Source organism: Streptomyces sp. TLI_171 (assembly GCF_003610255.1).
Classification (GTDB): Bacteria; Actinomycetota; Actinomycetes; order Streptomycetales; family Streptomycetaceae; genus Kitasatospora.
The window spans coordinates 5,400,208-5,425,824 of record NZ_RAPS01000001.1 but is presented as its reverse complement, the minus strand read 5'-3'; the positions used below and the strand labels follow the sequence as shown (position 1 = coordinate 5,425,824).

The following is a 25,617-nucleotide window of genomic DNA, read 5'->3' as shown; positions in this document are numbered from 1 at the left end:
GACGCGTTCGCCAGCGGCGGAAGCGGCCCGGGTGACGGGGGGTGTCCCACCGAGGGTCCACAATGGGGGGCGTTCACGCCCGCGTCCGCCCACCCCCCATGTACCGCAAGGGAGCCCCGCAGCGATGGCCCGCCGCAGTTCGCCCACCCCGCCGCCCGGTGACTTCGAGGAGCGCATCCTCGATGTCGATGTCGTGGACGAGATGCAGGGCTCGTTCCTGGAGTACGCCTACTCGGTGATCTACTCCCGGGCACTTCCCGACGCCCGCGACGGCATGAAGCCGGTGCACCGCCGGATCCTCTACCAGGCCAACGAGATGGGCCTGCGCCCGGACCGCGGCCACGTCAAGTGCGCGCGCCTGGTCGGCGAGGTGATGGGCCGTCTGCACCCGCACGGCGACGCCTCGATCTACGACGCCGTGGTCCGCCTGGCGCAGCCGTTCTCGATGCGGCTGCCGCTGATCGACGGCCACGGCAACTTCGGCTCGCTCGGCAACGACGACCCGCCGGCCGCGATGCGCTACACCGAGTCCCGGCTGACCGCCGCCTCGATGTCGATGGTGGAGTCGATCCACGAGGACACCGTCGACTTCGGCCCGAACTACGACGGCTCCGAGCAGGAGCCGCAGGTGCTCCCCTCGGCGTTCCCGAACCTGCTGGTCAACGGCGCCACCGGCATCGCGGTCGGCATGGCCACCAACATGCCGCCGCACAACCTGTCCGAAGTGGTCGCCGCCGCCCGGCACCTGATCAAGCATCCGACCGCGGACCTCGACACCCTGATGCGGTTCGTCCCCGGTCCTGACCTGCCCACCGGCGGTCGGATCGTCGGCCTGTCCGGCATCCGGGACGCGTACGAGTCCGGCCGTGGCACCTTCAAGATCCGCGCCACCACCTCGATCGAGGACGTGACGGCCCGCCGCAAGGGCATCGTGGTCACCGAACTGCCGTACTCGGTCGGCCCGGAGAAGGTGATCGCGAAGATCAAGGACCTGGTCAACGCGAAGAAGCTGCAGGGCATCGCCGACGTCAAGGACCTCACCGACCGCGAGCACGGCCTGCGGCTGGTCATCGAGGTGAAGAACGGCTTCGTCCCCGAGGCGCTGCTGGAGCAGCTGTACAAGCTGACGCCGATGGAGGAGACCTTCGGCATCAACAACGTGGCGCTGGTCGACGGCCAGCCGCTGACGCTGGGCCTGAAGGAGCTGCTGGAGGTCTACGTCGACCACCGCTTCACGGTGGTCAAGCGGCGCAGCGACTTCCGCCGCCGCAAGCGCCAGGAGCGGCTGCACCTGGTCGAGGGCCTGCTGATCGCGCTGGTCGACATCGACGAGGTCATCGCGATCATCCGCAGCAGCGACAACGCGGGCCAGGCCAAGGACCGTCTGATGGAGCGCTTCGGCATCTCCGAGACGCAGACGGCGTACATCCTCGACACCCCGCTGCGCCGGCTCACCCGCTTCGACCGGGTGGAGCTGGAGACCGAGCAGGCCAAGCTGCTCAAGGAGATCGCCGAGCTGACCGAGATCCTGGAGTCCGACAGCAGGCTGCGCTCCGTGGTCTCCTCCGAACTCGGCGCCGTCGCCAAGCAGTTCGGCACCGAGCGGCGCACCGTGCTGCTGGAGGCCGGGTCCGCCCCCGCCGCCGCGCTCGCGGTCCCGCTGGAGGTCGCCGACGACCCGTGCCGGGTGCTGCTCTCCTCCACCGGCCTGCTCGCCCGCACCTTCGACCTGGAGCCCGCCGCCGGCGAGCCGGCCCGCGCCAAGCACGACGTGCTGGTCTCCGCCGTCCCGGCCACCGCGCGCGGCGACATCGGCGTGGTCACCTCGGCCGGCCGGGTGCTGCGCCTGCCGGTGATCGACCTGCCCGCGCTGCCCCCGGGCACCACGGCGCTGTCCGGCGGCGCCGCGGTCTCCGAGTTCCTCCGCCTGGACGGCGACGAGAAGGCCCTCGCGCTGACCACGCTGGACGAGTCCTCGCCGGGCCTGGCGCTCGGCACCGTGCAGGGCGTGGTCAAGCGGGTGGTGCCCGAATGGCCCGCCAACAAGGACGAGTTCGAGGTGATCGCGCTCAAGGACGGCGACGCCGTGATCGGCGCGGTCGAGCTGCGCACCGGCGAGGAGGACCTGGTCTTCCTCACCTCGGACGCCCAGTTGCTGCGCTACCAGGCGGGCCAGGTCCGCCCGCAGGGCCGGCCGGCCGGCGGCATGGCGGGCATCAAGCTCGCCGACGGCGCCCGGGTGCTCAGCTTCACCGCCGTCGACCCGGCCGAGGACGCGGTGGTCCTCTCGGTGGCGGCCGCCTCGGGCACGCTGGCCGGCGCGGAGCAGACCAGCTGGAAGCTCACCCCGTTCGACCAGTACCCGCGCAAGGGCCGGGCCACCGGCGGCGTCCGCTGCCAGCGCTTCCTGCGCGGCGAGGACAGCCTGGCCTTCGCCTGGGCCGGTTCGCTGCCCGCGCTCGGCGCGGCCGCGAACGGCCAGCCGGTCACCCTGCCGGAGCGCGACCCGCGGCGCGACGGCTCCGGCACCCCGGTGCCGACCCGGATCGCCGCGGTCGGCACCCGGATGTGACGGCCGGCCGACCGTGCTGAAGGGGGGCGCCCGTTCCGGGCGCCCCCCTTCCGTCACTGTTCGGCCGTCAGCCGGGCGTACTCCCACGGGTCGTGCGAGCTGAACGGCACCACCTGCCCGCCGTGTTCGCGCACCAGCTCGCGCAGCCGGGCGTGGTTGCCCAGCCGCAGCGGCCGGTCCACCTCGGTGAGCTGCTGCAGCACGTCCATGCCCGGGTGGCCGGCCGGGCGGTCCGGGTCGATCTCGCGGTGGAAGTAGTACGCGTCGCCGCAGTGCAGCAGCCAACGCTCGCGCCCGGCGTCGCGGACGGCGACCGCGGCGTGCCCGGCGGAGTGCCCGCCGAGCGGGACGATCGCCAAGTCTTCGGCCAGCCCCGGCAGCGGGCGGACGGCGTCGAAGCCGAACCAGGGCTCGCCGTCGGCCCGTTGGTGGACCGCCCAGGCGGGACGGTGCGCCCAGTGCGCGGGCCGGTAGCGGCTGCGGTCCTCCGGGTGCGGGCCGGGTGCGCCGAGCGCGGCCCGCTGCTCGGCCTCCAGCAGGTGCACCTCGGCGTCGGGGAAGTCGGGCAGGCCGCCGGCGTGGTCGAGGTCCAGGTGGGTGAGCAGGATGTGCCGGACGTCCCGCGGGTGGTGGCCGAGCGCCCGGACCTGGTGCAGCGCCGTCTCGGCCAGGTCGAGCACGGGTTGGGCGCGGCCCCGGAACTCGGCGCTCAGGGTGCGGTCCGGGCCGGTGACGTCGGCGGTGCCCAGGCCGGTGTCGACCAGCACCAGTCCGTCGCGGTCGGTCTCCAGCAGCAGGCAGTGGCAGACCGCCGGCCGCTGCTCGCCCTGGTGCTCGATGGTGCGCAGTGAACCGCAGTTGAGATGGTGGATCCGCATGTCCCCTCCCCCGGGGCAGGGCCGTCCGCGCAAGGCTATAGCGAACGACCGATCGTTAATAGCGAACGGTCGTCAGGTTATGCTCGCCGGATGAGCCCGCGCAAGTCCGTCGCCGAAGCCGCCGCCACCCGCGCCCGGATCCTCGACCGCACCCTCGCCCTGGCCGTCGCCCACGGCCTGGAGGGCGTCACCATCGGGGTCCTCGCCGACGACCTGGGCATGAGCAAGGCCGGCGTGATCGGCCCGTTCGGCACCAAGGAGGAACTCCACCTGGCGGTCGTCGACGAAGCCGTGACCCGCTTCCGCGCCACCGTCCTCGCCCCGCTGGCCGGCGCCCGCCCCGGACCCGACCGGCTGATCCGCGCCCACGACGCCTGGTTCGCCTACATGACCGCCGACGGACACACCGGCTGCTTCCTCACCGCGGTCGCCGCCGAGTTCGACGCCCGGCCCGGAGCGGTCCGCGACCGGGTCCGCGAGGCCCTCGACCGCTGGGACGCCTTCGTCCTCGGCGAGCTCGAAGCGGGCCTGGCCGCGGGCGGGTTGAGCCCCGGCGCCGACCTCGACCAGCTGCTCTTCGAACTGCGCGGCATCGCCCTGGCCGCCGACCAGTCGATCCAGCTCCGGCACGACCCGCACGCCGCCGACCGGGCCGGCCGCGCCGTCCGGCGCCTGCTCGCCACCGCCTGACGCCCCGCCGGGCCCCGACCCAACTAGGGTGGGCCCGGTGAGCACCTGTACGACGCTGTCGCGCGAACTGACCGAGCCGCTGGCCGCCACCGCGGCCACCGCCACCACCTGGCTGTTGCTCGAACAGCCCGGCCCCTGGGGCGCGAAGGCGCTCACCGGCAGCCACCTCGACCCCGAACTCGGCGCCGCCCTCGACCGGGCCGCCGAGGGCACCGGCGTCCGGATCGCCCTGATCCGCCGCCCCGGACGGCACGCCGACACCGACACCGCCGCCCGCCACGAGGTGCTGATCGCCCACACCGCCCCCGGGGACCCGTGGGTCCGCCGGGCCCACCTCGACTCCCCGGCCGCCCTGCTCGACCTCGACTTCGCCGCCCTCGGCGCGGGCCGGCACGGCTCCTTCGGCACCGAGCACGTCGGCGACCCGATCGCCCTGGTGTGCACCAACGGCCGCCGCGACCGCTGCTGCGCGCTGCTCGGCCGGCCGCTCGCCGCCGACCTCGCCGCCGCCGGCCACAGCGAGGTCTGGGAGGTCACCCACCTCGGCGGCCACCGCTTCTCCCCCACCATGCTGGTGCTCCCGCACGGCTACGCGTACGGCCGCCTCACCGCCGAGTCCGCCAAGGACGTCCTCGCCGCCACCGCCGCCGGCCACACCGTCCCCGGGCACTCCCGCGGCCGCTCCTACTGGCCCCGCCCCGCCCAGGCCGCGGAGCACGCCGTCCGCGACCTCACCGCCGAGACGGCCGCCGACGCCCTGACCATGCATCAGACCCGCGCCGGCGACCACTGGCTGGTCGACGTCCACCACACCGACGGCCGCCGCTGGCGGGCCACCGTGGTCGAGAGCGCCGCCGAACCGCCCCGCCCCGAGAGCTGCGGCAAGGCCCCGGGCACCCCGTCCCGGATGGACGTCGTCTCCCTGACCGCCCTCGCCCCCTGAGGGGCCGCGCTACGCCGCTCCGGCTCCGGTGAGCGCACGGACCTCCAGTTCGGCGAAGCCGTCCTCGTCGGCGGTCTCCCTGCCCAGCACCGTCCCCAGCCACCCGGCCAGGAAGCCGAGCGGGATGGAGACCAGCCCCGGGTTCTCCAGCGGGAACCAGTGGAAGTCCAGGCCGGGGAAGACCGCCGTCCTCGAACCCGAGACGACCGGCGAGAAGAGCACCAGCACCACCGCGGGGATCAGCCCGCCGTACACCGACCAGACCGCGCCGCGCGTGGTGAAGCGCTTCCAGAACAGCGAGTACAGCAGCGTCGGCAGGTTCGCCGAGGCGGCCACCGCGAAGGCCAGGCCGACCAGGAAGGCGACGTTCAGCTTCTGCGCGAACAGGCTGAGCACGACGGCGAGTCCGCCGATGACGACGGCGGAGATCCGCGCCGCGATGACCTCCTCGCGCTCGGAGACCTGCCGCTTCTCGGGCCGCCGCCAGGCCCTCGCGTAGAGGTCGTGGGCGAAGGCCGCGGAGGAGGCCAGCGTCAGGCCGGCGACCACGGCGAGGATGGTGGCGAAGGCGATCGCGGAGATCACCGCGAACAGCAGCAGGCCCCAGGTGGAGTCGGGGCCGCCCCCGAGGTCCAGGGCCAGCAGCGGAACGGCCGTGTTGCCGGCGGAGTTGGCGGCCTTGACGGCCTTCGCGCCGACCAGCGCGCCGGCCCCGAGGCCGAGCACGATGGCCATCAGGTAGAAGCAGCCGATCAGGCCGATCGCCCACATCGTGGAGCGCCGGGCGGCCCGCGCGGTGGGCACGGTGTAGAACCGGCTGAGGATGTGCGGCAGGCCGGCGGTGCCGAGCACCAGGGCCAGGCCGAGGCTGACGAAGTCCAGTCGACTGGTGGTGCTGGCCCCGTACTTGAGGCCGGGCTGCAGGTACCGGTCGCCGACGCCGCTGTGCTGCGCGGCGGAGTGCATCAGCGCGCCCAGGTCGCCGTGGAAGCGGGCCAGCACGAGCACCGTCAGCAGCACCGAACCGGCCACCAGCAGGAAGGCCTTGACGATCTGGATCCAGGTGGTGGCGCGCATGCCGCCGACGGTGACGTAGACGATCATCAGGCCGCCGACGCCGACGATGGTCCAGCCCTTGGCGGCGCCGCTGTCGGTGCCGAGCAGCAGGGCGACCAGGCTGCCCGCGCCGACCATCTGCGCGATCAGGTACATCAGGGTGACGACCATCGACGCCAGACCGGCCGCGGCCCGCACGGGGCGCTGGCGCATCCGCAGCGCCAGCACGTCGGCCAGGGTGTAGCGGCCGGCGTTGCGGACCAGTTCGGAGACCAGCATCAGCACGACCAGCCAGGCGACCAGGAAGCCGATGCTGTAGAGCACGCCGTCGTAGCCGTACAGCGCGATCAGGCCGGTGACGCCGAGGAAGGAGGCGGCCGACAGGTAGTCGCCCGACAGGGCGAAGCCGTTCTGCAGCGGCGAGAAGTCGCGGCCGCCGGCGTAGAAGTCCTCGGCGGCGTGGCCGCGGCGGCCGACCCAGACGGTGATGGTCAGGGTGACCGCGACGACGACGGCGAACAGCGCCACCGCGAGGCCGTGGCTGGGGTGTGGGGTCATCGCAGTTGGTCCTGGGTGTCCCAGCGCAGTTCGAGGGCTGCTCGGTCGCGCTTGGTGCGGGCGTTGCGGGCGTAGAGCCAGGTGAGCAGGAAGGTGGAGACGAACTGGCCGAGGCCGAGCAGCCAGGCCAGGTTGAGCGGTCCGGCGATCTGGCGCCGCATCAGCTCGGGCGCGAACGCCTGGGCCACCACGAACAGCAGGTACCAGGCCAGGAACCCGGCGCTGGCCGGGAACACGAACGAGCGGTAGCCGCGCCGGATGTCCTGGAACGCGTCGCTCTCCTGGACGCTCCGGTACACCTCGCGCCCGGCCCGCTCCACCGGCGGGACCGGCGGCTCCGCGATCCGCCGCCGCTGCGCCACCAGTCGGGGCCGGGAGGCCGCGGCCCACCAGTCGACTCTCTGCTGCTGTGCCACTGCCGACACCCCATCATTCCGGTCACTCCGACCGAACCATGATGGAGCGTCACAAACCGCACCACGAAACCCGTGCAGATACGTTCACCCGAACCAGCTACAGGAGGGTGGGTTTACGAACCGTCCGAAATTCCATGCTTGAAGGCGTACGCCACGGCCTGGGCGCGGTCCCGCACCGCCGTCTTGGCGAAAAGGTTGTTGATATGTGTTTTCACCGTCGCGGGGCTGACGAACAACCTTCCGGCGATCTCGGCGTTGGACAGTCCGGCCGCGATCAGCGCCAGCACCTCGGCCTCCCGCTGGGTCAACCCGTCCGGCAGCGCGGGCCGACGCACCGGGCCGCCCTCGGACCCCGACGCCGCCGGCGCCGGCGCAGCAGGGACGGCCGGGGCTACCGGGGCTGCCGGTGCGCCCGACAGGCGCTCCAGCAGCCGCAGTTGCACCTGCGGGGAGAGCCCGGCCGCGCCCGAGCGGACGTCCGAGACCGCGCGGGCGATCTCCTCCGCGCCGGCGTCCTTGGTCAGGAAGCCGCGGGCCCCGGCCTGCAGCGCGGAGAACAGCGAGTCGTCGTCGGCGTAGGTGGTGAGCACCACCACCTCGGTGCCGGGGTGCCCGGCGCGGATCCGGCGGGTCGCCTCCACCCCGTCGCAGCGCGGCATCCGCAGGTCCATCAGGACCACGTCGGGGGCGTGTTCGGCGACCAGCCGGACCGCCTCCTCGCCGTCCGCGGCCGAGCCGACCACCGTGATGCCCGGCAGCAGGCCGAGCAGCATCACGATGCCTTCCCGGACCACGGTCTGGTCGTCGGCGACCACCACGCTGATCTGATCGACCGTCACGCCGGCACCCGCAGCAGCACGCGCCATCCTCCGTCCTCGGGGCCCGCCAGCAGTTCGCCGCCGAGCAACTCCGCGCGTTCGCGCATCCCGAGCAGACCGTACCCGCTCCCGCTGTCGCCTAGCATCGGGTCGGCCCCGCGCGGCGCACCGGAGTTGCGCACCGTCAGCTCCACCGAGCCTTCCAGGTAGGCGAGTCGGACGGCGACCCGGCCGCCCGGAGCGTGCTTGCGGGCGTTGGTGAGCGCCTCCTGCGCGGTCCGGCGCACCGCCAGGCCGGGCTCGGCGGGCAGCGGCCTGGGAACCCCGTCGACGGTCAGCTCGGCCCCGGACTGGGCGGCCAGCTCGGCCACGAACTCGGCGACCGGGGCGAACTCGCCGCGCAGCGCGGACAGCGCCTGCCGGGTCTCGGACAGGCCGTCCTGGGCCATCCGCCGGGCGGCGACGATCCGTTCGCGGACCTCGGCCCGCTCGGCGCCGGCGTCCAGCATCAGCCGGGCCGCCTCCAGGTGCACCAGCTGCGCGGACAGGCTGTGCGCCAGCACGTCGTGGATCTCCCGGGCGATCCTGGCCCGCTCGGCGAGCGCCGCGGACTCCGCCTGCGCGGCCTGCGCCGCCCGCTCCTGGGCGAGCAGGGCGCGCTGCGCGGAGCGGGCCTGGCTGTCCAGCCGCAGCAGGTAGCCGAGCAGGCCGATGCCGCCCGCGACGGCCAGCATCACCAGCAGCGAATCGCCCGAGCCGAGCCCGTAACTGGCCAGTGCGGCACCGGCGGTGAGCAGTCCGGCGGCCAGCGGCAGGCGGATCACGGCGAGCACCGCGAGGCCGCACCAGACCACCGAGGCCAGGGTGTCCGCACCGCCCTCGTGAGCCAGTCCGGCCACCACCAGCAGGCCGGCCGCACAGCCCAGCGCGGGCCACAGCCGCTGCGCCCGGCAGGACAGGAACCAGCCGGTGAACAGGCCCGCCGCAGCGGCGATCCAGCCGATCGGCGGCAGCAACCGCCAGCCCGAGTACCGGTGTTCGGCGAACGTCCCGAACAGCACGGCCGACAGCATCGCGATCCGGCCGAAGAGCGACAGCACGATCCGGGCCCGGGAGCTGCGCTCGCGGATCGGGACGTCGCCGGCCGGCCATCGGGTCCAGCGTTCCAGGGTGCTCACCGGTTGATCCTCTCTCACCTGCGCGCGGACGGCGGCGCCGCCGAACCCTCCGGGGGTTCGGCGGCGGGCGACGGACGGGCCGTCAGGCGGCCAGGCCGTGCTGCTTGCCGTCCAGCTGGTGGGCCCGCCAGTTCACGGCCACCGAGCGGACCAGCAGCAGCAGGGCCAGCGACAGCATCAGCACGCTGCTGGACTGGTGGACGTGCAGCGCGGCGCCCACCCCGTACCAGGCGCCCCGGACCACGATCGCGCCGACCCAGGCGAACACCGTGGCGGTGGAGCCCCGGGTCCACAGCGCGCCGTCCCCGTCGCGCCAGATCCGCATGGTCCAGCCCCAGGCGCAGCCCATGCCGAGGGTGGTGACCAGCGAGCCCAGCAGGACGGCGGTGGCGGCGGCCTCGTGGTGCGGGTCGATCAGCACCGGGTCGCGCAGCGCGACGGCGGCCAGCACCAGCGGCAGCAGCCAGAACCGGCGTTCGGTGTCCAGCCGACGGGCCCGCAGCTGCCGGCCCACCACCAGGACGATCACGGCGACGGCGATCAGGACGTTGGACAGGGCGGTCATTTCGGGTGCCTCCCGGACGGGGTTTCGCTGACACCCCGAACGCTACGGAGCGCGCGCCGCCGGATCCTCGGAGCGAGGGTTGAACCGCACGCCGAAGGGCTCTCCACCCGTGGGTGGAGAGCCCTTCGGCACGCACTGCTCAGGCGTCGATCCGGGACCGGTCCAGGGTGGCCGCCGAGTCGACGATGAACTCCCGCCGCGGCGCGACGTCGTTGCCCATCAGCAGGTCGAAGGTCTTCTCCGCGGACTCCAGGTCGCCCAGGTTGATCCGGCGCAGGATCCGGTGCCGCGGGTCCACCGTGGTCTCGGCGAGCTGGTCGGCGTCCATCTCGCCGAGGCCCTTGTAGCGCTGGATCGGGTCCTTCCAGCGCAGCCCCTTGCCCTGGAACTCCAGCAGCGTGCGCCGCAGTTCGGCGTCCGAGTAGGTGTAGTGGTACTTCTCCTGACCGCGCTTGGGGTTGGTCAGCTCGATCCGGTGCAGCGGCGGCACCGCGGCGAACACCCGGCCCTGCTCGACCATCGGCCGCATGTAGCGGTGGAACAGCGTCAGCAGCAGGGTGCGGATGTGCGAGCCGTCGACGTCGGCGTCGGCCATGAAGATGACCTTGCCGTAGCGCGCCTGGTCGATGTCGAAGGTCCGGCCGGAGCCCGCTCCTATCACCTGGATGATCGAGGCGCACTCGGCGTTCTTGAGCATGTCGCTCACCGAGGCCTTCTGGACGTTCAGGATCTTGCCGCGGATCGGCAGCAGCGCCTGGAACTCGGAGTTGCGGGCCAGCTTGGCGGTGCCGAGCGCCGAGTCGCCCTCGACGATGAACAGTTCGCTGCGGTCCACGTCGTCGCTGCGGCAGTCGGCCAGCTTGGCGGGCAGCGAGGAGGTCTCCAGCGCGGTCTTCCGGCGCTGCGCCTCCTTGTGCTGCCGGGCGGCGACCCGGGTGCGGGCGGCGGCCACGACCTTCTCCAGCACGGCCCGGGCCTGGAGCTTCTCGTCCTTCTTGGCGGAGGTCAGGAAGTTCTTCAACTCCTTGGCCACCACCGCGGCGACGATCCGGGTGGCCGCCGAGGTGCCGAGCACCTCCTTGGTCTGGCCCTCGAACTGCGGCTCCGCGAGCCGGACGGTGACCACCGCGGTCAGACCCTCCAGCGCGTCGTCCTTGGTGACGTCGTCCTCGGCGACCCGCAGCAGCTTGCTGGCCCGCAGCGCCTCGTTGACGGTCTTGGCGAGCTGCCGCTCGAAGCCGTTGACGTGGGTGCCGCCCTTGGGGGTGGAGATGATGTTGACGAAGGAGCGCAGCGTGGTGTCGTAACCGGCGCCCCAGCGCAGCGCGATGTCCACCCCGAGCTCGCGGGTGACCTCGGTGGGGGTCATGTGGCCGAGCTCGTCGAGGACCGGGACGGTCTCCTTGAAGGTGCCCTCGCCGCGCAGCCGCAGCACGTCGGAGACCGGGCGGTCGGGGGCCAGGAACTCGCAGAACTCGCTGATCCCGCCGTCGAAGCGGAAGGTCTCCTCCTGGACCTCGTCGCTCTCGGTGAGCCGCTCGTCGCGCACCACGATGGTCAGGCCGGGGACCAGGAACGCGGTCTGCCGGGCCCGGCTGTGCAGCGACTCCAGCGAGAGCTTGGCGTCCTTCAGGAAGATCTGCCGGTCCGCCCAGTAGCGGATCCGGGTGCCGGTGCGGCCGCGGGTGGCCTTGCCCTTCTTGGTCATCCCGCTGCCGGCCTCGAACTTCGCCTCCGGCCCGTCCGCGGCGAACACGCCGGGGGTGCCGCGCCGGAAGCTGATCGCGTGCGTGGTGCCGCTGCGGTCCACCTCCACGTCCAGCCGGGCGGACAGCGCGTTCACCACCGAGGCGCCGACGCCGTGCAGACCGCCGGAGGCCGCGTACGAGCCGCCGCCGAACTTGCCGCCCGCGTGCAGCTTGGTCATCACCACCTCGACGCCGGACAGCCCGGTCTTGGGCTCCACGTCGACCGGGATGCCGCGGCCGTTGTCCCGCACCTCGACCGAGCCGTCCTGGTGCAGCAGCACATCGATGTGGTCGCAGAAGCCGCCGAGGGCCTCGTCCACCGAGTTGTCGATGATCTCCCACAGGCAGTGCATCAGGCCGCGACTGTCGGTCGACCCGATGTACATGCCCGGCCGCTTGCGGACCGCCTCCAGCCCCTCCAGGACGAGCAGATGCCGCGCGGTGTAGTCGGACCCGCCCTCTCCGGTCACCAGAGAGGACGGGACGGTCTTTTCTCCACTCACGCTCTGCACTCCTCCACGATGTTGACGGACACCCCCGCATGCTCTCAGCAACTGAGACTTCCGCCGCTGAGGTCCGCGCGCCTTGTACGCGCTGCGCGAACACGACTTCCACCGCGGACGCGGCCCCCAGCCTGCCATCTCCGCCGGACACCACGGGTCCTGGCGGACCCGGACGACCGGGGAGGGCGGCGGAGCTGCTGCGATGCGGTCAAACAGGGTTCGGGACGGGGCTTATGCTCCAACCCAGCGGAGGATTATGCTACGCGGACCTCGCACCCCGGCCCGATCGGGCGTTCGAGGTGATCGGCAGGCCGTGGGAATCGGTACGCATGAACCACCGGTGCCCGGGGCACGTCCTCATCAACGCGACAGCAGAATCCTCAAAGAGAAAAGCCACGAGCGGGAACGAATTCGACCTGGTTGGATGTTGATCCTGGTACACAGCTCGTCGAGCTAGAGAAGAGGCGACGTGACTACTGTTCTGACCCCTGCGAGCCCGCTCACCGCGGCAGACCGCTGCGACCGTTGCGGCGCTCAGGCCTACCTGCGCGTCGTTCTCTCCAGCGGCGGAGAGCTGCTGTTCTGTGCCCACCACGGGCGTAAGTTCGAGCCCGAGCTCAAGAAGATCGCCGTCGAGATACACGACGAGAGCAACCGCCTCTCCGGCACCTCGGCGACGGCCGAGGAAAGCGAGCGCTGACGCTCCCGCTCGTCCGCCGAGCTGCCTGAACGGCCGGGCGGCCCACCCTTCGGGGCGGGTCGCCCGGCCGTGGCGTTTCCACGACCATCCGGACGGTGGCCGGTCGGTCACATCACGTTGTGCACGGCCTCCGCCACCGCCGAGATCCGGGTGTACACCCCGGGGTGCTCGGCCTCCGCGCAGCCCGCGCCCCAGGAGACCAGCCCGGCCAGCCGACCTGCCACCACCAGCGGACCGCCGCTGTCACCCTGGCACGCGTCCCGCCCGCCCTGCTGCTCACCCGCGCACACCATGCTGCGCGCGTCGTACGCGCTGTCCGGGCCGCCCGGGTAGGCGTGCCCGCAGGCCGCGTCCGAGATGATCGGCAACGTCACCCGGCGCAGCGTGTTCGCGTAGCTGCCGTTGCCCCGGGTGTCGCCCCAGCCGAACACCGTGGCCGGCGTGCCCGGCGCGTACGGCTCGGTCTCGCCCGGGTTCACCAGCTCCAGCGCCGGCCGGTCGTTCTGCGGCTCGGCGAGCGTGAGCACCGCCACGTCCCGGGTGTTCGCGGCGAAGCTGTAACCGGGGTCGATCCACACCCCCCGCACCGCCACCTCGCGGCCCGCCGTCCCCCGCAGGTCGTCCCGGCCGACGATCACCCGCAGCCCGGGCCGGTCGGTCGGGCGGGCGGTGTTCTCGTCGTAGAAGCAGTGCGCCGCCGTCACCACCTTGGTCGGGCTGATCAGCGCGCCGCCGCAGAACTGCCCCGAGCGGGCCGACCCGAACTGCTGCCGGCTGGCCAGCGCCACCATCCACGGGTGCTCGCCCGTGCTGGTCTCCGTCCCGCCGATGATCCGCCGCTGCGCGGCGGCCGGCGCGGCCGAGCCCAGCGCGATCAGCGGGGCGGGCAGGGCCGCCAGCGCGACGAGCGCGACCGCCCGGCGACGGAGCCGGGGCGCGAACGTGTCCAGGATGGGCACTGGTTCTCCAGGGGGGATCGGCGTGCTGACGAAGGCACCGCACGGAATGCGACAACCTGCCCAGCGTAGTCATCCGTTCACCCTCCGTGCCGCCGCTCCGCCCGCCCGCCACCCCATCGGGCGACCCCGCACACGCGAACGGGCCCCTCCGCCGGCGGCGGAGGGGCCCGTTCGCGTGACTCGGGCTGACGGCAGGTCAGTCCAGGTAGTCGCGCAGCACCTGGGAGCGCGACGGGTGGCGCAGCTTCGACATGGTCTTCGACTCGATCTGGCGGATGCGCTCACGCGTCACGCCGTAGACCTTGCCGATCTCGTCCAGCGTCTTCGGCTGACCGTCGGTCAGGCCGAAGCGCATCGAGACCACGCCCGCCTCGCGCTCGGACAGGGTGTCCAGCACCGAGTGCAGCTGCTCCTGGAGCAGGGTGAAGGAGACCGCGTCGGCCGGGACGACCGCCTCGGAGTCCTCGATCAGGTCACCGAACTCGCTGTCGCCGTCCTCACCGAGGGGGGTGTGCAGCGAGATCGGCTCACGGCCGTACTTCTGGACCTCGATGACCTTCTCGGGGGTCATGTCGAGTTCCTTGGCCAGCTCCTCCGGGGTGGGCTCGCGGCCCAGGTCCTGGAGCATCTGGCGCTGCACGCGGGCGAGCTTGTTGATGACCTCGACCATGTGCACCGGGATGCGGATGGTGCGGGCCTGGTCGGCCATGGCGCGGGTGATCGCCTGCCGGATCCACCAGGTCGCGTAGGTCGAGAACTTGTAGCCCTTGGTGTAGTCGAACTTCTCGACCGCACGGATCAGACCCAGGTTGCCCTCCTGGATCAGGTCCAGGAAGAGCATGCCGCGGCCGGTGTAGCGCTTGGCCAGCGAGACCACCAGGCGGAGGTTGGCCTCCAGCAGGTGGTTCTTGGCGCGGCGGCCGTCCTCGGCGATGATCTCCAGCTCGCGCTTGAGCTTCGGGGCGAGCTTGTCGGCCTGGCTCAGCTTGTCCTCGGCGAACAGGCCGGCCTCGATCCGCTTGGCGAGCTCGACCTCCTGCTCGGCGTTGAGCAGCGGGACCTTGCCGATCTGCTTCAGGTAGTCCTTGACCGGGTCGGCGGTGGCGCCGGCCACCGCGACCTGCTGGGCCGGGGCGTCGTCCTCGTCGTCGTCCGACAGCACGAAGCCCTGGTCGGTCTCCTCCTCGGGCTCGCCCTCCTTGGCGTCGCCGGGCAGGGCCACGTCCTCGAGGAGCTCCTCCTCGCCGACCGCGTCCTCCTCGCCGGCCTTGCCGCCCGGCTTGGCCGCGGTGGCGGTCTTCTTGGCGGCGATCTTCTTGGCGGGGGCGGCGGCCTTCTTGGCGACGGCCTTCTTCGCCGGGGCGGCGGCGGCCTTCTTGGCGACGGCCTTCACCTCGGCGGCCTCGATGGTCTCGACGACGGTGACCTCGGTGGCGGTCACCGCGGCGGCCACGGCCACCGACGGCGCCGGGGTCGCGGCGGGGGCGATCCGCACCGGGGGCTTGGTCTGGGCGACCGGCGTACGGGTGGTGACCGCCTTGGTCGCGGTGCGCTTGGTGGTGCTCTTGGCCGCGACGCTCTTGCGCTTGGCGCCGGCCGGCTCGGCCGCGCTGACCATCAGCTCCACCCCCTCCTCAATCAGCACCTGGTTGAGGCTGCGCATGACGTTCTTCCACTTGGTGACCGGGATCTGGTCCGCCTCGAACGCGTGGCGCACGTCGTCACCGGCGATCTGCCCCTGGGCCTTGCCCCGCTCGATGAGCGCCAGCAGTGCCGCGGACTCGGCAATCTCGGGGGGAAGCGAACGGGATGTGCTGGCCGACACGAACAACCTCTCGGACGATGAGTGGACACGAACCCGTACCGGTCACCCGACTGCTCGAGCGGGGTGGACCGTGACCGGGGTCTGCAGGACGGCAGCAGCGCCGCGGACCAACACAGCCATCTGGCTCGTGGTGGTTATTCCGGAGCTGCTTCCGCTCCGTACACATCGCTGCCGCCCCTCAAGTGTTACGCATGCCCGTCGTGGCGCCCGTCACACCACCCGACGGCCGGTACGGGCTGCCCCGAGCGGCCTATCCGCGGGGCCCGGAGCGCCTCGGCGCCGATGGGCGGCACTGCGCCGATGGCCCCCCGGCTGCGGGTACGAGCAGCAGAAGGGCCATCCGGGGCGAGCGGCGTCCGGCGGGCTGCTCAGTGCTCGCGCGGGGCGGGGACCGCGTGCTCGATGTCCGGGTGGACGGTGAGCAGGGCGCGGACGGCGGCCTCGGCGGCGGTGCCGTCGCCGGTGCCCAGCGCGTCCACCAGACGGCTGTGCAGGCTGACCGCCGACTCCGACGGGCGCTCGCAGGTGGTGCCGGAGCCGCCGGAGACCTGGAGCGCGTTGGCCACGATCCCGGACAGGTGCTCCAGCATCCGGTTCCCGGCCATCTGCAGCACCAGGCCGTGCAGTTCGGCGTCGGCCCGGCCGTAGCTGACCAGGTCGCCCTGGCTGCCGGCGTGGCCCATGATCTCGGTGAGCTCGACCAGCCGGTGCTGGACGTCCTCCCGGCCGTGACCGGCGGCGAGGCGCGCGGCCAGCGGTTCGATCGCCCAGCGCAGTTCGAACAGCTCCCGGCGCTGCTCGTCGCGCTGAGGCCCGAAGGCGCGCCATTCGATGATGTCGGGGTCCAGCAGGTTCCAGTCGCTCACCGGGCGGACCCGGGTGCCGACGTTCGGCCGGGCCGAGACCAGGCCCTTGGCCTCCAGCACCCGGAGCGACTCGCGCACCACGGTGCGGGAGACCTCGAAGCGCTGGCCGATCTCCTCCGGCACCAGCGGGCGGTCGGCGCCCAGGTCGCCGGAGACGATCATCTGGCCGAGCTGCTGGACCAGCTGGCCGTGCAGGCCGCGGCCGCGGCTGCTGGTGGTCTTCCGACCCGCTCGGGCGAGATCGCTCTCCGCCCCCTCCCAGCGAGGTGCGGGCGGGGCCGGACGGTCGGCGTACGGGAAACGGTCCAGCTCGGAGGCGGAGATCGACTCGGCCTGGCGAGCGGCGGTCACGGTGGGGTGCGCAAGGGTACTCACGCCATCCTTTGTCGGCGATCGGCGGAGCCGCCTTGAGCATTCTCCTGAAAAGCACACGAAAGGGTGATCGGTCGCCCCTGGATAATTGACTTCTTATCAGCTGGAAATGGGCAAACCGGTCATCATGGTCGCTTTTCCCTTCAGTCACCCCAAGCTCAGCTGCCACACCGTCACCATTTCGGCTGCCGCGGTGCGGCGGGGTGTGCGAGTGGCGCGCCGGGGGTGTCGGAGAGTGCGGTCGATCGGAGGGCGTGGCCGGTCGGAGGGTGCGGCCGGTCGGAGGGCGTGATCAGTCGGAGGGCGCGGCCCGTCGGAGGGCGCGGTTCGTGGGAGGGCGAGGTCAGTCAGAGGGCGCGGCGGCGCAGTTGGGCCAGCACCGCGGCGAGCACCAGCACGGCGGCAGGGACCAGGAGGGCGACCATCACCGTGCCGTCCAGGGCGGCCGCGGTCCGGTCCGTGGTGCTGCGGACCCAGTTCAGGCCGTACTGGAACGGCAGCAACTCCCGGACCCAGACCGGCCAGTTGAGGCCCGAACGGTGCAGCACCAGGCCGGCGGTGGGCTCCAACAGGGCGGGCAGCGCGCCGGTCAGCAGGATGCCCGCGACGGCGCTGCGCACCAGCGAGGTGAGCAGCAGGCCCGCCCAGCCGCCGACCACCGACAGCACGAGGAACGCCAGCAGCGGCCGACCGATCCCGCCCGTCCCGAGCAGGCCGCCCGACTGGTCCAACAGCCGCCCCGGGTGCGTCAGTTGGGAGAGCTGTGGCAGATCGAACACCGCGGACGCGGACACTCCCGCGGGCAGGGCCAGCCGGACCGCGAGAAGGTTCAGCCCGAGCGTGACCACCGCCAGCAGGACCGCCGCCGCGCCGACCACCACCAGTTTCGCGACCAGCGACCCCCACCGCCGACGCAGGGCCACCCGGGCTGCGGGCAGGCCCGGCCAGCGCATCTCGCTGCTGTACGACAGCGCGCCGAGCACCGCCGCTGCCAACGCGGTGAGCGGGAGCGGCAGCAGCGGGACCACCGCGGCCGCCGACCGCACCGCGTCCGGCACCGCCAACTCCCCGGCCGGGAGACGCTGTGCCGAGACCGCCGCCACCGCCGCGTTCAGCACCACCGCCGCCGCGACCACCACCCACGTGGAGCGCACCCCGCGCAGCCGACGCATCTCACTCGCCACCACCCGCACGCTCTCACTCACTCCCGTTCTCGTCGCCGACGACGCTCGGCCGCGCGGACTCCTCGGCGGTCGCTGCCGTTGATGTTGCTGATGTTGCTGTTGCCGTTGTTGCTGTTGCCGTTGTTGCTGTCGTTGCTGTTGCTGAGCCGGGCTGCAGCTCGCGTGTCCTGCCGGCGGCGGCCGGGGCGGCGGGGCTTGCCGGGCGCAGTTCGGCGGTGTCGGTCGGGCGCGGGCGGACGTCGGGCCCCTGGGCGGCGGTCGATGCCGGCACCGGGGTCGGTGCAGGTGCACGTGATGGGGCTGGGGCCGCCGGCCGGGGGGCGAGTCCCCCGATCCGGGCGGGCGTCAGGAGTTCCGCGTCGGTGGGGTTGGCGGCCAGGTGCTCGGTGTCGACCACCGCCGGGGCGGGAACGGCCGGACGCGGTGCCGTGACTGCGCCGCTCTGCCTCGCCTTCGACGTCGGCGCTGCTACCGGCTCCGGCCGCGCCTCTGCCCTGGACTCCGTCCGGGGCTCGTCCCTGGGCTCCGTCCGGGGCTCGTCCCTGGGCTCCGTCCGGGGCTCGTCCCTGGGCTCCGTCCGGGGCACGGTCGTGGGCTCGCTCCTGGGCTCCGTCCGGGGTGCTGTCCGGCTGAGCGCGGAAGCTCCGCGAGCGGTGTGCCGGGTCAGGTCGACGGAGTCGGGAGGAACCTGGGCGGCGGGCGACGCCGGGCCTGGGACGGCCGGACCGGGCTGGGCCTGGGCCTCCGGACCTGGTCCCGACCGGGCCGGGGCGGACGGGTCGGGCGTGAGGGCGGCGGCGGCCCAGCGGCCGGCCTGGAGCCCGCGGTGGTCGAGCGGACGCTCGGACTCCGGACCGGCGGGGCGGCCGACGGCGCTCAGGCCGGGCGCGCCGGGGGCGATCTGCGGTTGCTCGTCCGGGTTCTGACGAGCCGTCCGGACCGACACCTGGCCGGATCGGCCCGAGCCGCTGGGCAGGGAGGACGGGTAGGAGACCGGACGGCGCACCACCCGGTCGGCCAGTTCGTGCAGCAGGATGCCGTGCCGGTAGGCGAGTTCGCCGATCTCGGTGCGGCCGACGCCACTGACCGCGAGGCCCGCGCCGCCGTCCCGCCGGACCTGGGCGCCCTGGGCGACCAGCAGGTCCGCGAGCCGGGCCATCTGCGGGCCGCGGACCTGGACCTCGGGGTGCACCCTGGTGCGCCGGAACTCCACTGCCGGCTGGTCGGCGATCAGCCGACCGGCGTCCAGGGTGATCACCCGGTCGGCGAGCGCGGCGGCCTCGTCCGGGCCGCGGGTGCTCATCAGGACGGTGCCGCCCGCCACCGCGAATGAGCGCAGGAAGGCGTGGAACCACTCCTCGTTGCGCGGCGACAGTCCCTCGGTGGGGTCGTCGAGCAGCACCGTCGAGGGGTCGCCGAGCAGCGCGGCCGCCAGGGCGAGCCGACGGTGCATGCCGGGTGAGAACGTGCTGATGCGGTGGTCGGCGACCGCTGCGAGCCGGGTCTGCTCCAGCAGGTCGTCGGCCCGCCGGGCCGGGACGCCGATCGAGCCGGCCAGCATCCGCAGGTGGGCCCGGGCCCGCATGCCCGGGTGTCCGGCCTCGGGCCGGGCGGACGGCAGCAGGACGCCGATCTCCCGCTCGGGGCGGCTGATCCGGCGGTACGTGCGGCCGTCGAACAGGGTGAGGCCGTGACCGCGCTCAAGCTCCACCATCAGCCGCAGCACGGTGGACTTGCCCGAACCCTCGTCCCCCAGCAGGGCGGTGACCATCCCCGGGCGGACATCGAACGTCAGATCCAGCACCGCCGGGGGGCGTCCCCGGCCGTACGCCTTGGTCAGTCCGGTGATCTGGATCATCGCCGCCCGCTTCCTCGCCCGCCGACAGACCGGCGGTGTCCGCCTGGCCTGAGCCTGCACAGTAGGACGCGGAAGCGGCGAAACCAGGCATTCCGGATGGGTCGTTGACGGTGTTAGCGCGGACCTCACCCGAACAGGGGACAGCCCTCTCGCGCCGCTGACGCCGATCTCACGGACCGTCACCACCCGCCCGCATCAACGGACTCGATCCGGCCCGTGTCGACGGCCGCCGGACGCCGGACGGGGCGCCAGGCTTCCGGCTTCAGGCTTCAGGCTTCAGGCTTCAGGGCGGAGCATCGGCGGGTTGAGGACGGTCGCGCCGCCAGCGGTGAACAGCTGGGCAGGGCGGCCGCCCTGACGGGTCGTCGTTCCGCCGGAGGGCAGCAGGAAGCCCGGGGTGCCGGTGACCTTGCGGTGGAAGTTCCGCGGGTCGAGCACCACGCCCCACACTGCTTCGTACACCCGGCGCAGCTCCCCGACGGTGAACTCCGGGGGGCAGAAGGCGGTGGCCAGCGAGGAGTACTCGATCTTCGACCGGGCCCGCTCCACGCCGTCGGCCAGGATCTGGCCGTGGTCGAACGCGAGCAGCACGCCGTCGTGGGGCTCCTCGCCGAGCAGCTCGCTCACCGGCGCCCACCGGGCGCTGCTTGCGTCGCCGCCCGCGCGGGGCGAGGGCAGGTCCGGGGCGAGCACCAGGTACGCGACGCTCACCACCCGCATCCGCGGGTCGCGCTGGGGGTGGCCGTAAGTGGCCAACTGCTCCAGGTGCGCCCCGGCCGGGGTCGGCTCGGCCGGAGACCGACCGGGGAACGACTGGGCGCGCAGCCCGGTCTCTTCGGCCAGCTCGCGGGACGCCGCGTCGGCGAGCCCCTCGTCCTGCCGGACGAACCCGCCCGGCAGGGCCCAGTAGCCCTGGAACGGCGCCTCGCCGCGCTTCACCAGCAGCGCGCACAGCTCATGGTCGCGGACCGTCAGCACCACGAGGTCAACCGTGACTGCGAACGGGGGGAAGGCCGACGGGTCATAACGCGACATGGCGTCGATCTTAGTCGTCTCTCTGACGATAATCACAGACCGCAGCGCTGTCCCGCCCTCGCCTGCCCCGCCCCGCCGCGGCCGGGCCACGGATCGCCCTTACCGGGGCAGACGGGGGCCGACCCCGCGGGACGTGGCGAGCCGCCGCGACGGACGGTCAGCTGGCGGCGAGTTGCAGGAACGAGGGGGCCTCCTCCACGACGGCGACGCCGATCCGGCTGACCCGGACCGAGAACGGCTCGCCGGCCACCCGCAGGCCGGTAAGTTCCAGAGCTCCCAGCGGCGCGGTGCTGGCCGGCCGGGTGGCCACCCGGCCCGACGGCACGTCAGGCCGGACACCCGCCAGCGAGAGCACCAGGTGCACGGCCGCCGCCGCGGACACCGCGGCCGGGCGACAGGCTGCCGGATGCGGCACCGGCGGGCAGTCGGCGACCTTCTGCTCACCGGCGTACATCTCGGGCAGTCGGCCGTCGAAGTGGGCGGACGCCTCCAGCAGTCCCTCCAGAAGTATCTCCGCCTCGCGCTCGAACCCGGCGTCCACCAGACCGCTGACCGCGAGCGCGGTCTCCTGGACCCGGACCGTGCCGCTGCGGTGGCCGAGCGGGTTGAACCGGGGGGACTTCGCGCTCAGCGTCCGCAGGCCCCAGCCGCAGTCGAGCTCGGGCGTCACCAACCGCTGGGCGAGCAACCTGGTCTGCTCGCGGTCGAGCAGGCCCTCGTGCAGCTCGCCCTCGGCCGCGAGGCCCACGTCGAACAGGTGCACCAGGGTGGAGGCGATCGCCGGCACCGGACGGTCCGGAGCGAGCAGCGCCGCAGCCGGACGGCCCCCGGACAGGTCGTCGATCCAGAACTGCTCGCGGAAGCGTTCCCTCAGCTCGGCGGCCCAGCTGCGCCACTGGGCGGCGCCCGGACGGTCGAAGGCCTCCAGTAGGTCGGCGCCCTGGAGCGCGGCACGGTGCGCCTGCGCCTGGACCTCGCATCTGGCCGGGCCGGGGCGTGCGGCCCGCTCCTCCGGCGACCGCCCGAAGTCGGTGACGAAACCGACCGGCCCGTCCGGGCCCTCCGCGACCGCGGCACGCAGCGCACCCAGGGCGCGCTCAGCCGCTGGCAGCAGCTCCACGACCTCGGCCCGGGGGAGGCCCCAACGCCACGCTTCCGCAAGCACGGTGACGAACAGCAGGGTCGCTTCGGTCGCCGTGCAACTGGCCGGGAGCTCGGGGCCGCCGTGCCTCAGCGGGCCCGGAATCACCCCGTCCATCGCCTGCGCGGCCGAGCCGGCCTCCGGACCCGGCCCTCCGCTCGATCCGCCGCCGGGGCTGCTGGCGGCCGCGGTCGGTGCACTGCCCGGGCCCGGGGGGCTGCCGGCCAGCGGCCCGGTCGGAGTACTGCCGCCCTCGGGGAGTGACGCACCGTCACCCGAGGCACCGGCCTCGGCCGGTCGGGGCGGCGCGGCCGCGGGTGGGGCGGCGGCGAGATGCTGGCGGCGGGCCAGTGCGCGGAGGGTGCCGGCGGCCAGCCTGGTGCCGAGCGGCAACGTCATCCGGGCCGCCCAGAGCGAGTCGGCGGCAGTGAGGCCGAACCGCCAGGGGGCACCGGAGGCGGTGTACAGGTCGGTGGGGCGGTCCGCGTCCGCGAGCAGCAGGCCGCCCAGCGAGTCCAGGGCGCGGGTGACCAGACGGGCGGCGCGGCGGTCGTCGGCGCGGATCTCCGGCTCGGACCAGGGCAGCGGAACACCGGGGCCGCGGCCGGTCGGCGGCCGAGTGGTCACCGGGGTCTCCAGCTCCACCCGGAGGTCGACGGACCACCGGGCGCCCGGCTGGATCTCCAAGTCCCAGCGCAGCACGCCGGCGCCGGCCAGCACCGCGTGCGGCGAGGGCCGGGCGCTGACCGTGGCGGCGCGCCCCTGGCCGACCCAGCGCAGACCGGAGGACTGGACCTGGCCCGGCAGGTCGGCCGACCGCCGGCCGGCCGCCAGGTCGACGAGCAGACCCAGGTCGGTACCGATCGCGATCTCCAGCGGGAGCCGGGCCGGCCGTGCGCCGGTGTTCCGGACCGTCACCGTCTCCGCGCCGTCGGCGTGCCGCAGCCGTTCGACGGTCAGCGCCGGGTCCGGGTCGAGGTCTCCCGGCACCCGGACCGAGCCGACGAAGCGGGCCGCCGCCGCGGACGTCAGGGTCCCTTGGAGCGGCAACGGCTCGATTCCGCCCAGCCGCAGCTCCATCCGGGCCAGCGCCCGCACCCCGTGCCGGAAGAAGCCGTGCAGCCCCTGCCCGCGCAGTTGGCCGTCCGGCCCGGAAGCCGCCAGACCCGGGGCGTTGATGCACAGCACGTCGTGCGCCGCGGACGGCTGCTGGCGCGGCGCTGCCGCCGGCCCCGGCTGACGGGCCGGACCGGGGGCGGCCGCCCCCGCCACCTGCTCCGACCGGGCGGCGGGCGCACCACTCGGTGCACCGGCGGGAGCTGACGGGTGGTCGGTCCGCGGCGCACCCGAACGAGCACCGGCCGGGAAGCCCGGGGCCGCCGGGAAACCACCGGCCGGGCGGGCTGCGGTGCCGTAGGGCGGTGTCCCACCGGGCAGGTACGGTGCGCCGGGCGCGGAGGTGCCGGGGGGCGGCGTCGCACCCGGGGCGTACGGCGTGCTCGTGGTCAGACCGTTGAAGGGTGTGCCGTGCGGCGGGGTGCCGTAGGGCGCGGTGCCGTACGGAGGAGTGCCCCCGCCGTAGGGCGGGGTGCCGCGCGGCGGAATGCCCCCGGCTGGCGGGTACGGGGCGCCGGGAACCGCCGGGCCTGCTCCGGGCGTCCCGGGGACGGGGCCGGTGCGGGTGCCGTAGGGCGGCGTAGTCGGGCGGGGGTCGGGCGAGCTGGTGGGGCGCGGCGGCACAGCGGGAGCCGGTGCCCCGGGGGGGCGGGGGCGTCACCGGAGGCGGGCGGGTTGGTGGGCGGCAGCGGTTGTGCCGCGGCGTGGGGTGGCCTCGAGTCGGTCACCAGGCTCTCCTCCCCTCGACCGGACGACCGCTGACGCGGGTTCGGCCGGCCGCGAGCATGCTCGATCGCGGACTGTGCTGCTCTGCCGCCGGAACACGCGGCTCTGACACGGGCGGGACCGGATCGCCGGTGCCCCGCCCCGGCCAGGGTGGTGCCCGGGCCCGGACTCCGGGGTCGTTCGAGGCCCGGCGGCACCGGGTCGAACGACGCGTGGCCGGTGCCCGACACCGTCGGCCGGGCCGCTGCGAGCCCGGCTGTGCCGGTTCGGGCGGCTGCGTTCCGCAGGTTGAACGCACCACACCTGCCCCAGGTCACGCCTACCCGGCGGGCGTCCGGTCTGACCCGGCCGCGGGCCGACGGTCCATCGGCGGTCTGCGGTCGGCACCCGGGGTGCCCGCTGTGTCGTGGGACCGTTCGGGGTGCTCCATAGGTGGCGGACGCCCCCCGGCGGCTCCTGTCCGCCGTCAGGATACGGTGCGGGAACGACGACGGACGCACCGGTGACCCCGGCGGACGGCGCCGCGACCAGCCTGTGACCAGCTCGCACCAAGGAGTTGCATGTCCCCCGTCAGCCGCATCCCCGGGATCGTCACGACCGACCACGTCTTCCGGGTGCCGCTGGACCACGGTGCGCCGGACGGCGAGACGATCGAGGTCTACGCCCGCGAGGTGGTGGCCGCCGGCCGCGAGGACGCGCAACTGCCGTGGCTGGTCTACCTGCAGGGCGGCCCGGGCGGAAAGGCCAACCGGCCCATCGGTCGGGACGGCTGGCTGGACCGGGCGCTCGACGACTACCGGGTGCTGCTGCTGGACCAGCGCGGCACCGGCCGCTCCACGCCCGCCAACCGCCAGACCCTGGCGCGCCGTGGCGACGCCCGCCGCCAGGCCGACTACCTGGCACTGTTCCGGGCCGACTCGATCGTCCGGGACGCCGAGCTGATCCGCCGCCAGCTGCTCGGCGACCAGGGCCGGTGGAGCCTGCTGGGACAGAGCTTCGGCGGCTTCTGCACCCTGGCGTACCTCTCGCTGGCCCCGGAGGGACTCCGGGAGGCGTTCGTCACCGGCGGACTGGCCGGCCTGCGCCGCTCGGCGGACGAGGTCTACCGCGCGGCCTATCCGCGGGTCGCCCGCAAGAACGCCGGGCACTACGCGCGCTTCCCCCAGGACGTGGCGGCAGTACGGCGAATCGCGGCGCACCTGGTCGAGCGGCCGGCCACGCTGCCGGACGGCGGCCTGCTGACCGTCCGGGCGTTCCAGTCGCTGGGGCTGATGCTGGGCAGTGGAACCGGCTCCTACGTCCTGCACTACCTGCTGGAGGAGGCCTGGGTGGAGGGGCCGGACGGTCCCGAGCTCTCGGACACCTTCCTGGCCGGGGCGCAGACCCACCTGTCGTTCGCCCAAAATCCGCTCTTCGCCGTGCTGCACGAGGCCATCTACGGGCAGCGCTCGGTCGACGCCGGGGCTACCGCCTGGTCGGCGGAGCGGCTGCGCAAGGAGTTCCCCGAGTTCGACGCCGAGGCGGCGCTGGCCGGGGATCGGCCGGTGCTGTTCACCGGCGAGATGATCTACCCCTGGATGTTCGAGACCGACCCGGCGCTGCGGCCGCTGCGCGAGACCGCGCAGCTGCTTGCGGAGCGCACCGACTGGCCCGACCTGTACGACCTTGAGCGCCTGGCGGCCAACCAGGTGCCGGTGTACGCGGCGGTGTACCACGACGACATGTACGTGGACACGGCGCACTCGCTGGAGACCGTGGACGCGGTGGCGGGCGCGCGGGCGTGGGTCACGAACGAGTGGGAGCACGACGGGGTGCGGGTCAGCGGCCGCGCGGTGCTGGACCGGCTGATCCGGATGGCGCGCGGCGAGGTCTAGCCGTTTCGCGAGCTGCTGGGGGACGAGGGTGCGCAA

19 protein-coding genes are annotated in these 25,617 nt (G+C 73.6%); 5 read left to right on the top strand and 14 right to left on the bottom strand.

Annotated elements, in window-relative coordinates; genetic code table 11:
* Nucleotides 1–124 precede the first annotated feature (124 nt).
* The gene (locus tag BX266_RS24520; protein WP_099903152.1) at nucleotides 125–2,572 is read left to right on the top strand and encodes a DNA topoisomerase (ATP-hydrolyzing) subunit A; all 2,448 of its coding nucleotides are present in this window, start codon (nucleotides 125–127) and stop codon (nucleotides 2,570–2,572) included.
* Between the two features lie 53 nt (nucleotides 2,573–2,625).
* Here the strand turns inward: BX266_RS24520 and BX266_RS24515 are convergent, their stop codons facing one another.
* The gene (locus BX266_RS24515; protein ID WP_099903150.1) at nucleotides 2,626–3,450 is read right to left on the bottom strand and encodes an MBL fold metallo-hydrolase; all 825 of its coding nucleotides are present in this window, start codon (nucleotides 3,448–3,450) and stop codon (nucleotides 2,626–2,628) included.
* 90 nt (nucleotides 3,451–3,540) lie between these two features.
* On the opposite strand from BX266_RS24515, the gene BX266_RS24510 reads away from it, so the two are divergent.
* Both BX266_RS24510 and BX266_RS24505 read left to right on the top strand, forming a co-directional pair.
* The gene (locus BX266_RS24510) at nucleotides 3,541–4,140 is read left to right on the top strand and encodes a TetR/AcrR family transcriptional regulator (protein WP_099903148.1); all 600 of its coding nucleotides are present in this window, start codon (nucleotides 3,541–3,543) and stop codon (nucleotides 4,138–4,140) included.
* A 37-nt stretch (nucleotides 4,141–4,177) separates the two neighbouring features.
* Nucleotides 4,178–5,083: a sucrase ferredoxin gene (locus tag BX266_RS24505; protein ID WP_099903146.1), complete on the top strand. Its 906-nt coding sequence runs from the start codon at nucleotides 4,178–4,180 to the stop codon at nucleotides 5,081–5,083.
* Nucleotides 5,084–5,092: 9 nt separating this feature from the next.
* Here BX266_RS24505 and BX266_RS24500 read toward each other — a convergent pair whose 3' ends face one another.
* From BX266_RS24500 to BX266_RS24475, 6 genes are all read right to left on the bottom strand, one after another.
* Nucleotides 5,093–6,697 carry a cation acetate symporter gene (locus BX266_RS24500; protein WP_099903144.1) on the bottom strand — a complete coding sequence of 535 codons (1,605 nt, stop codon included), beginning with the start codon at nucleotides 6,695–6,697 and terminating at the stop codon, nucleotides 5,093–5,095.
* On the bottom strand, nucleotides 6,694–7,113 hold the full coding sequence (locus BX266_RS24495; RefSeq protein ID WP_099903142.1) for a DUF485 domain-containing protein: 420 nt from the start codon (nucleotides 7,111–7,113) through the stop codon (nucleotides 6,694–6,696). The genes BX266_RS24500 and BX266_RS24495 overlap by 4 nt, the downstream gene beginning before the upstream one ends.
* A gap of 113 nt (nucleotides 7,114–7,226) precedes the next feature.
* Entirely contained in the window at nucleotides 7,227–7,979 is a 753-nt protein-coding gene (locus tag BX266_RS24490; protein ID WP_099903140.1) for a response regulator transcription factor, read from the bottom strand.
* The gene (locus tag BX266_RS24485) at nucleotides 7,949–9,109 is read right to left on the bottom strand and encodes a sensor histidine kinase (RefSeq protein WP_259464833.1); all 1,161 of its coding nucleotides are present in this window, start codon (nucleotides 9,107–9,109) and stop codon (nucleotides 7,949–7,951) included. The genes BX266_RS24490 and BX266_RS24485 overlap by 31 nt, the downstream gene beginning before the upstream one ends.
* Before the next feature lie 82 nt (nucleotides 9,110–9,191).
* On the bottom strand, nucleotides 9,192–9,674 hold the full coding sequence (locus tag BX266_RS24480; protein WP_099903138.1) for a CcdC protein domain-containing protein: 483 nt from the start codon (nucleotides 9,672–9,674) through the stop codon (nucleotides 9,192–9,194).
* Between the two features lie 139 nt (nucleotides 9,675–9,813).
* Nucleotides 9,814–11,934: a type IIA DNA topoisomerase subunit B gene (locus BX266_RS24475; protein ID WP_399170364.1), complete on the bottom strand. Its 2,121-nt coding sequence runs from the start codon at nucleotides 11,932–11,934 to the stop codon at nucleotides 9,814–9,816.
* Between the two features lie 460 nt (nucleotides 11,935–12,394).
* Here BX266_RS24475 and BX266_RS24470 point away from each other — a divergent pair, with 460 nt between their 5' ends.
* The gene (locus BX266_RS24470) at nucleotides 12,395–12,625 is read left to right on the top strand and encodes a hypothetical protein (protein WP_099903134.1); all 231 of its coding nucleotides are present in this window, start codon (nucleotides 12,395–12,397) and stop codon (nucleotides 12,623–12,625) included.
* A gap of 107 nt (nucleotides 12,626–12,732) precedes the next feature.
* On the opposite strand, the gene BX266_RS24465 is transcribed toward BX266_RS24470, so the two are convergent.
* The 7 genes from BX266_RS24465 to BX266_RS24435 all read right to left on the bottom strand — a co-directional run bounded on the left by BX266_RS24465 (nucleotide 12,733) and on the right by BX266_RS24435 (nucleotide 23,137).
* Nucleotides 12,733–13,584, bottom strand: coding sequence for a trypsin-like serine protease (locus BX266_RS24465; RefSeq protein WP_099903132.1), 852 nt, complete (start codon nucleotides 13,582–13,584; stop codon nucleotides 12,733–12,735).
* Nucleotides 13,585–13,780: 196 nt separating this feature from the next.
* Nucleotides 13,781–15,409: an RNA polymerase sigma factor gene (locus BX266_RS24460; RefSeq protein ID WP_180290595.1), complete on the bottom strand. Its 1,629-nt coding sequence runs from the start codon at nucleotides 15,407–15,409 to the stop codon at nucleotides 13,781–13,783.
* 368 nt (nucleotides 15,410–15,777) lie between these two features.
* Entirely contained in the window at nucleotides 15,778–16,650 is an 873-nt protein-coding gene (locus tag BX266_RS24455; RefSeq protein WP_099903128.1) for a FadR/GntR family transcriptional regulator, read from the bottom strand.
* A 344-nt stretch (nucleotides 16,651–16,994) separates the two neighbouring features.
* Complete coding sequence (locus BX266_RS24450) at nucleotides 16,995–17,852, bottom strand: hypothetical protein (protein ID WP_143686986.1); 858 nt, start codon at nucleotides 17,850–17,852, stop codon at nucleotides 16,995–16,997.
* Nucleotides 17,845–19,689: an ATP-binding cassette domain-containing protein gene (locus BX266_RS24445; RefSeq protein WP_099903123.1), complete on the bottom strand. Its 1,845-nt coding sequence runs from the start codon at nucleotides 19,687–19,689 to the stop codon at nucleotides 17,845–17,847. Before BX266_RS24445 ends, BX266_RS24450 begins: the two co-directional genes overlap by 8 nt.
* A gap of 276 nt (nucleotides 19,690–19,965) precedes the next feature.
* Entirely contained in the window at nucleotides 19,966–20,724 is a 759-nt protein-coding gene (locus tag BX266_RS24440; protein ID WP_099903121.1) for an NUDIX domain-containing protein, read from the bottom strand.
* 157 nt (nucleotides 20,725–20,881) lie between these two features.
* Nucleotides 20,882–23,137 carry a glycogen debranching N-terminal domain-containing protein gene (locus BX266_RS24435; protein ID WP_099903119.1) on the bottom strand — a complete coding sequence of 752 codons (2,256 nt, stop codon included), beginning with the start codon at nucleotides 23,135–23,137 and terminating at the stop codon, nucleotides 20,882–20,884.
* 1,130 nt (nucleotides 23,138–24,267) lie between these two features.
* On the opposite strand from BX266_RS24435, the gene BX266_RS24430 reads away from it, so the two are divergent.
* Nucleotides 24,268–25,581 (top strand): alpha/beta fold hydrolase, encoded by a 1,314-nt coding sequence (locus BX266_RS24430; RefSeq protein WP_099903117.1) that lies wholly within the window; start codon nucleotides 24,268–24,270, stop codon nucleotides 25,579–25,581.
* Nucleotides 25,582–25,617: the final 36 nt, after the last annotated feature.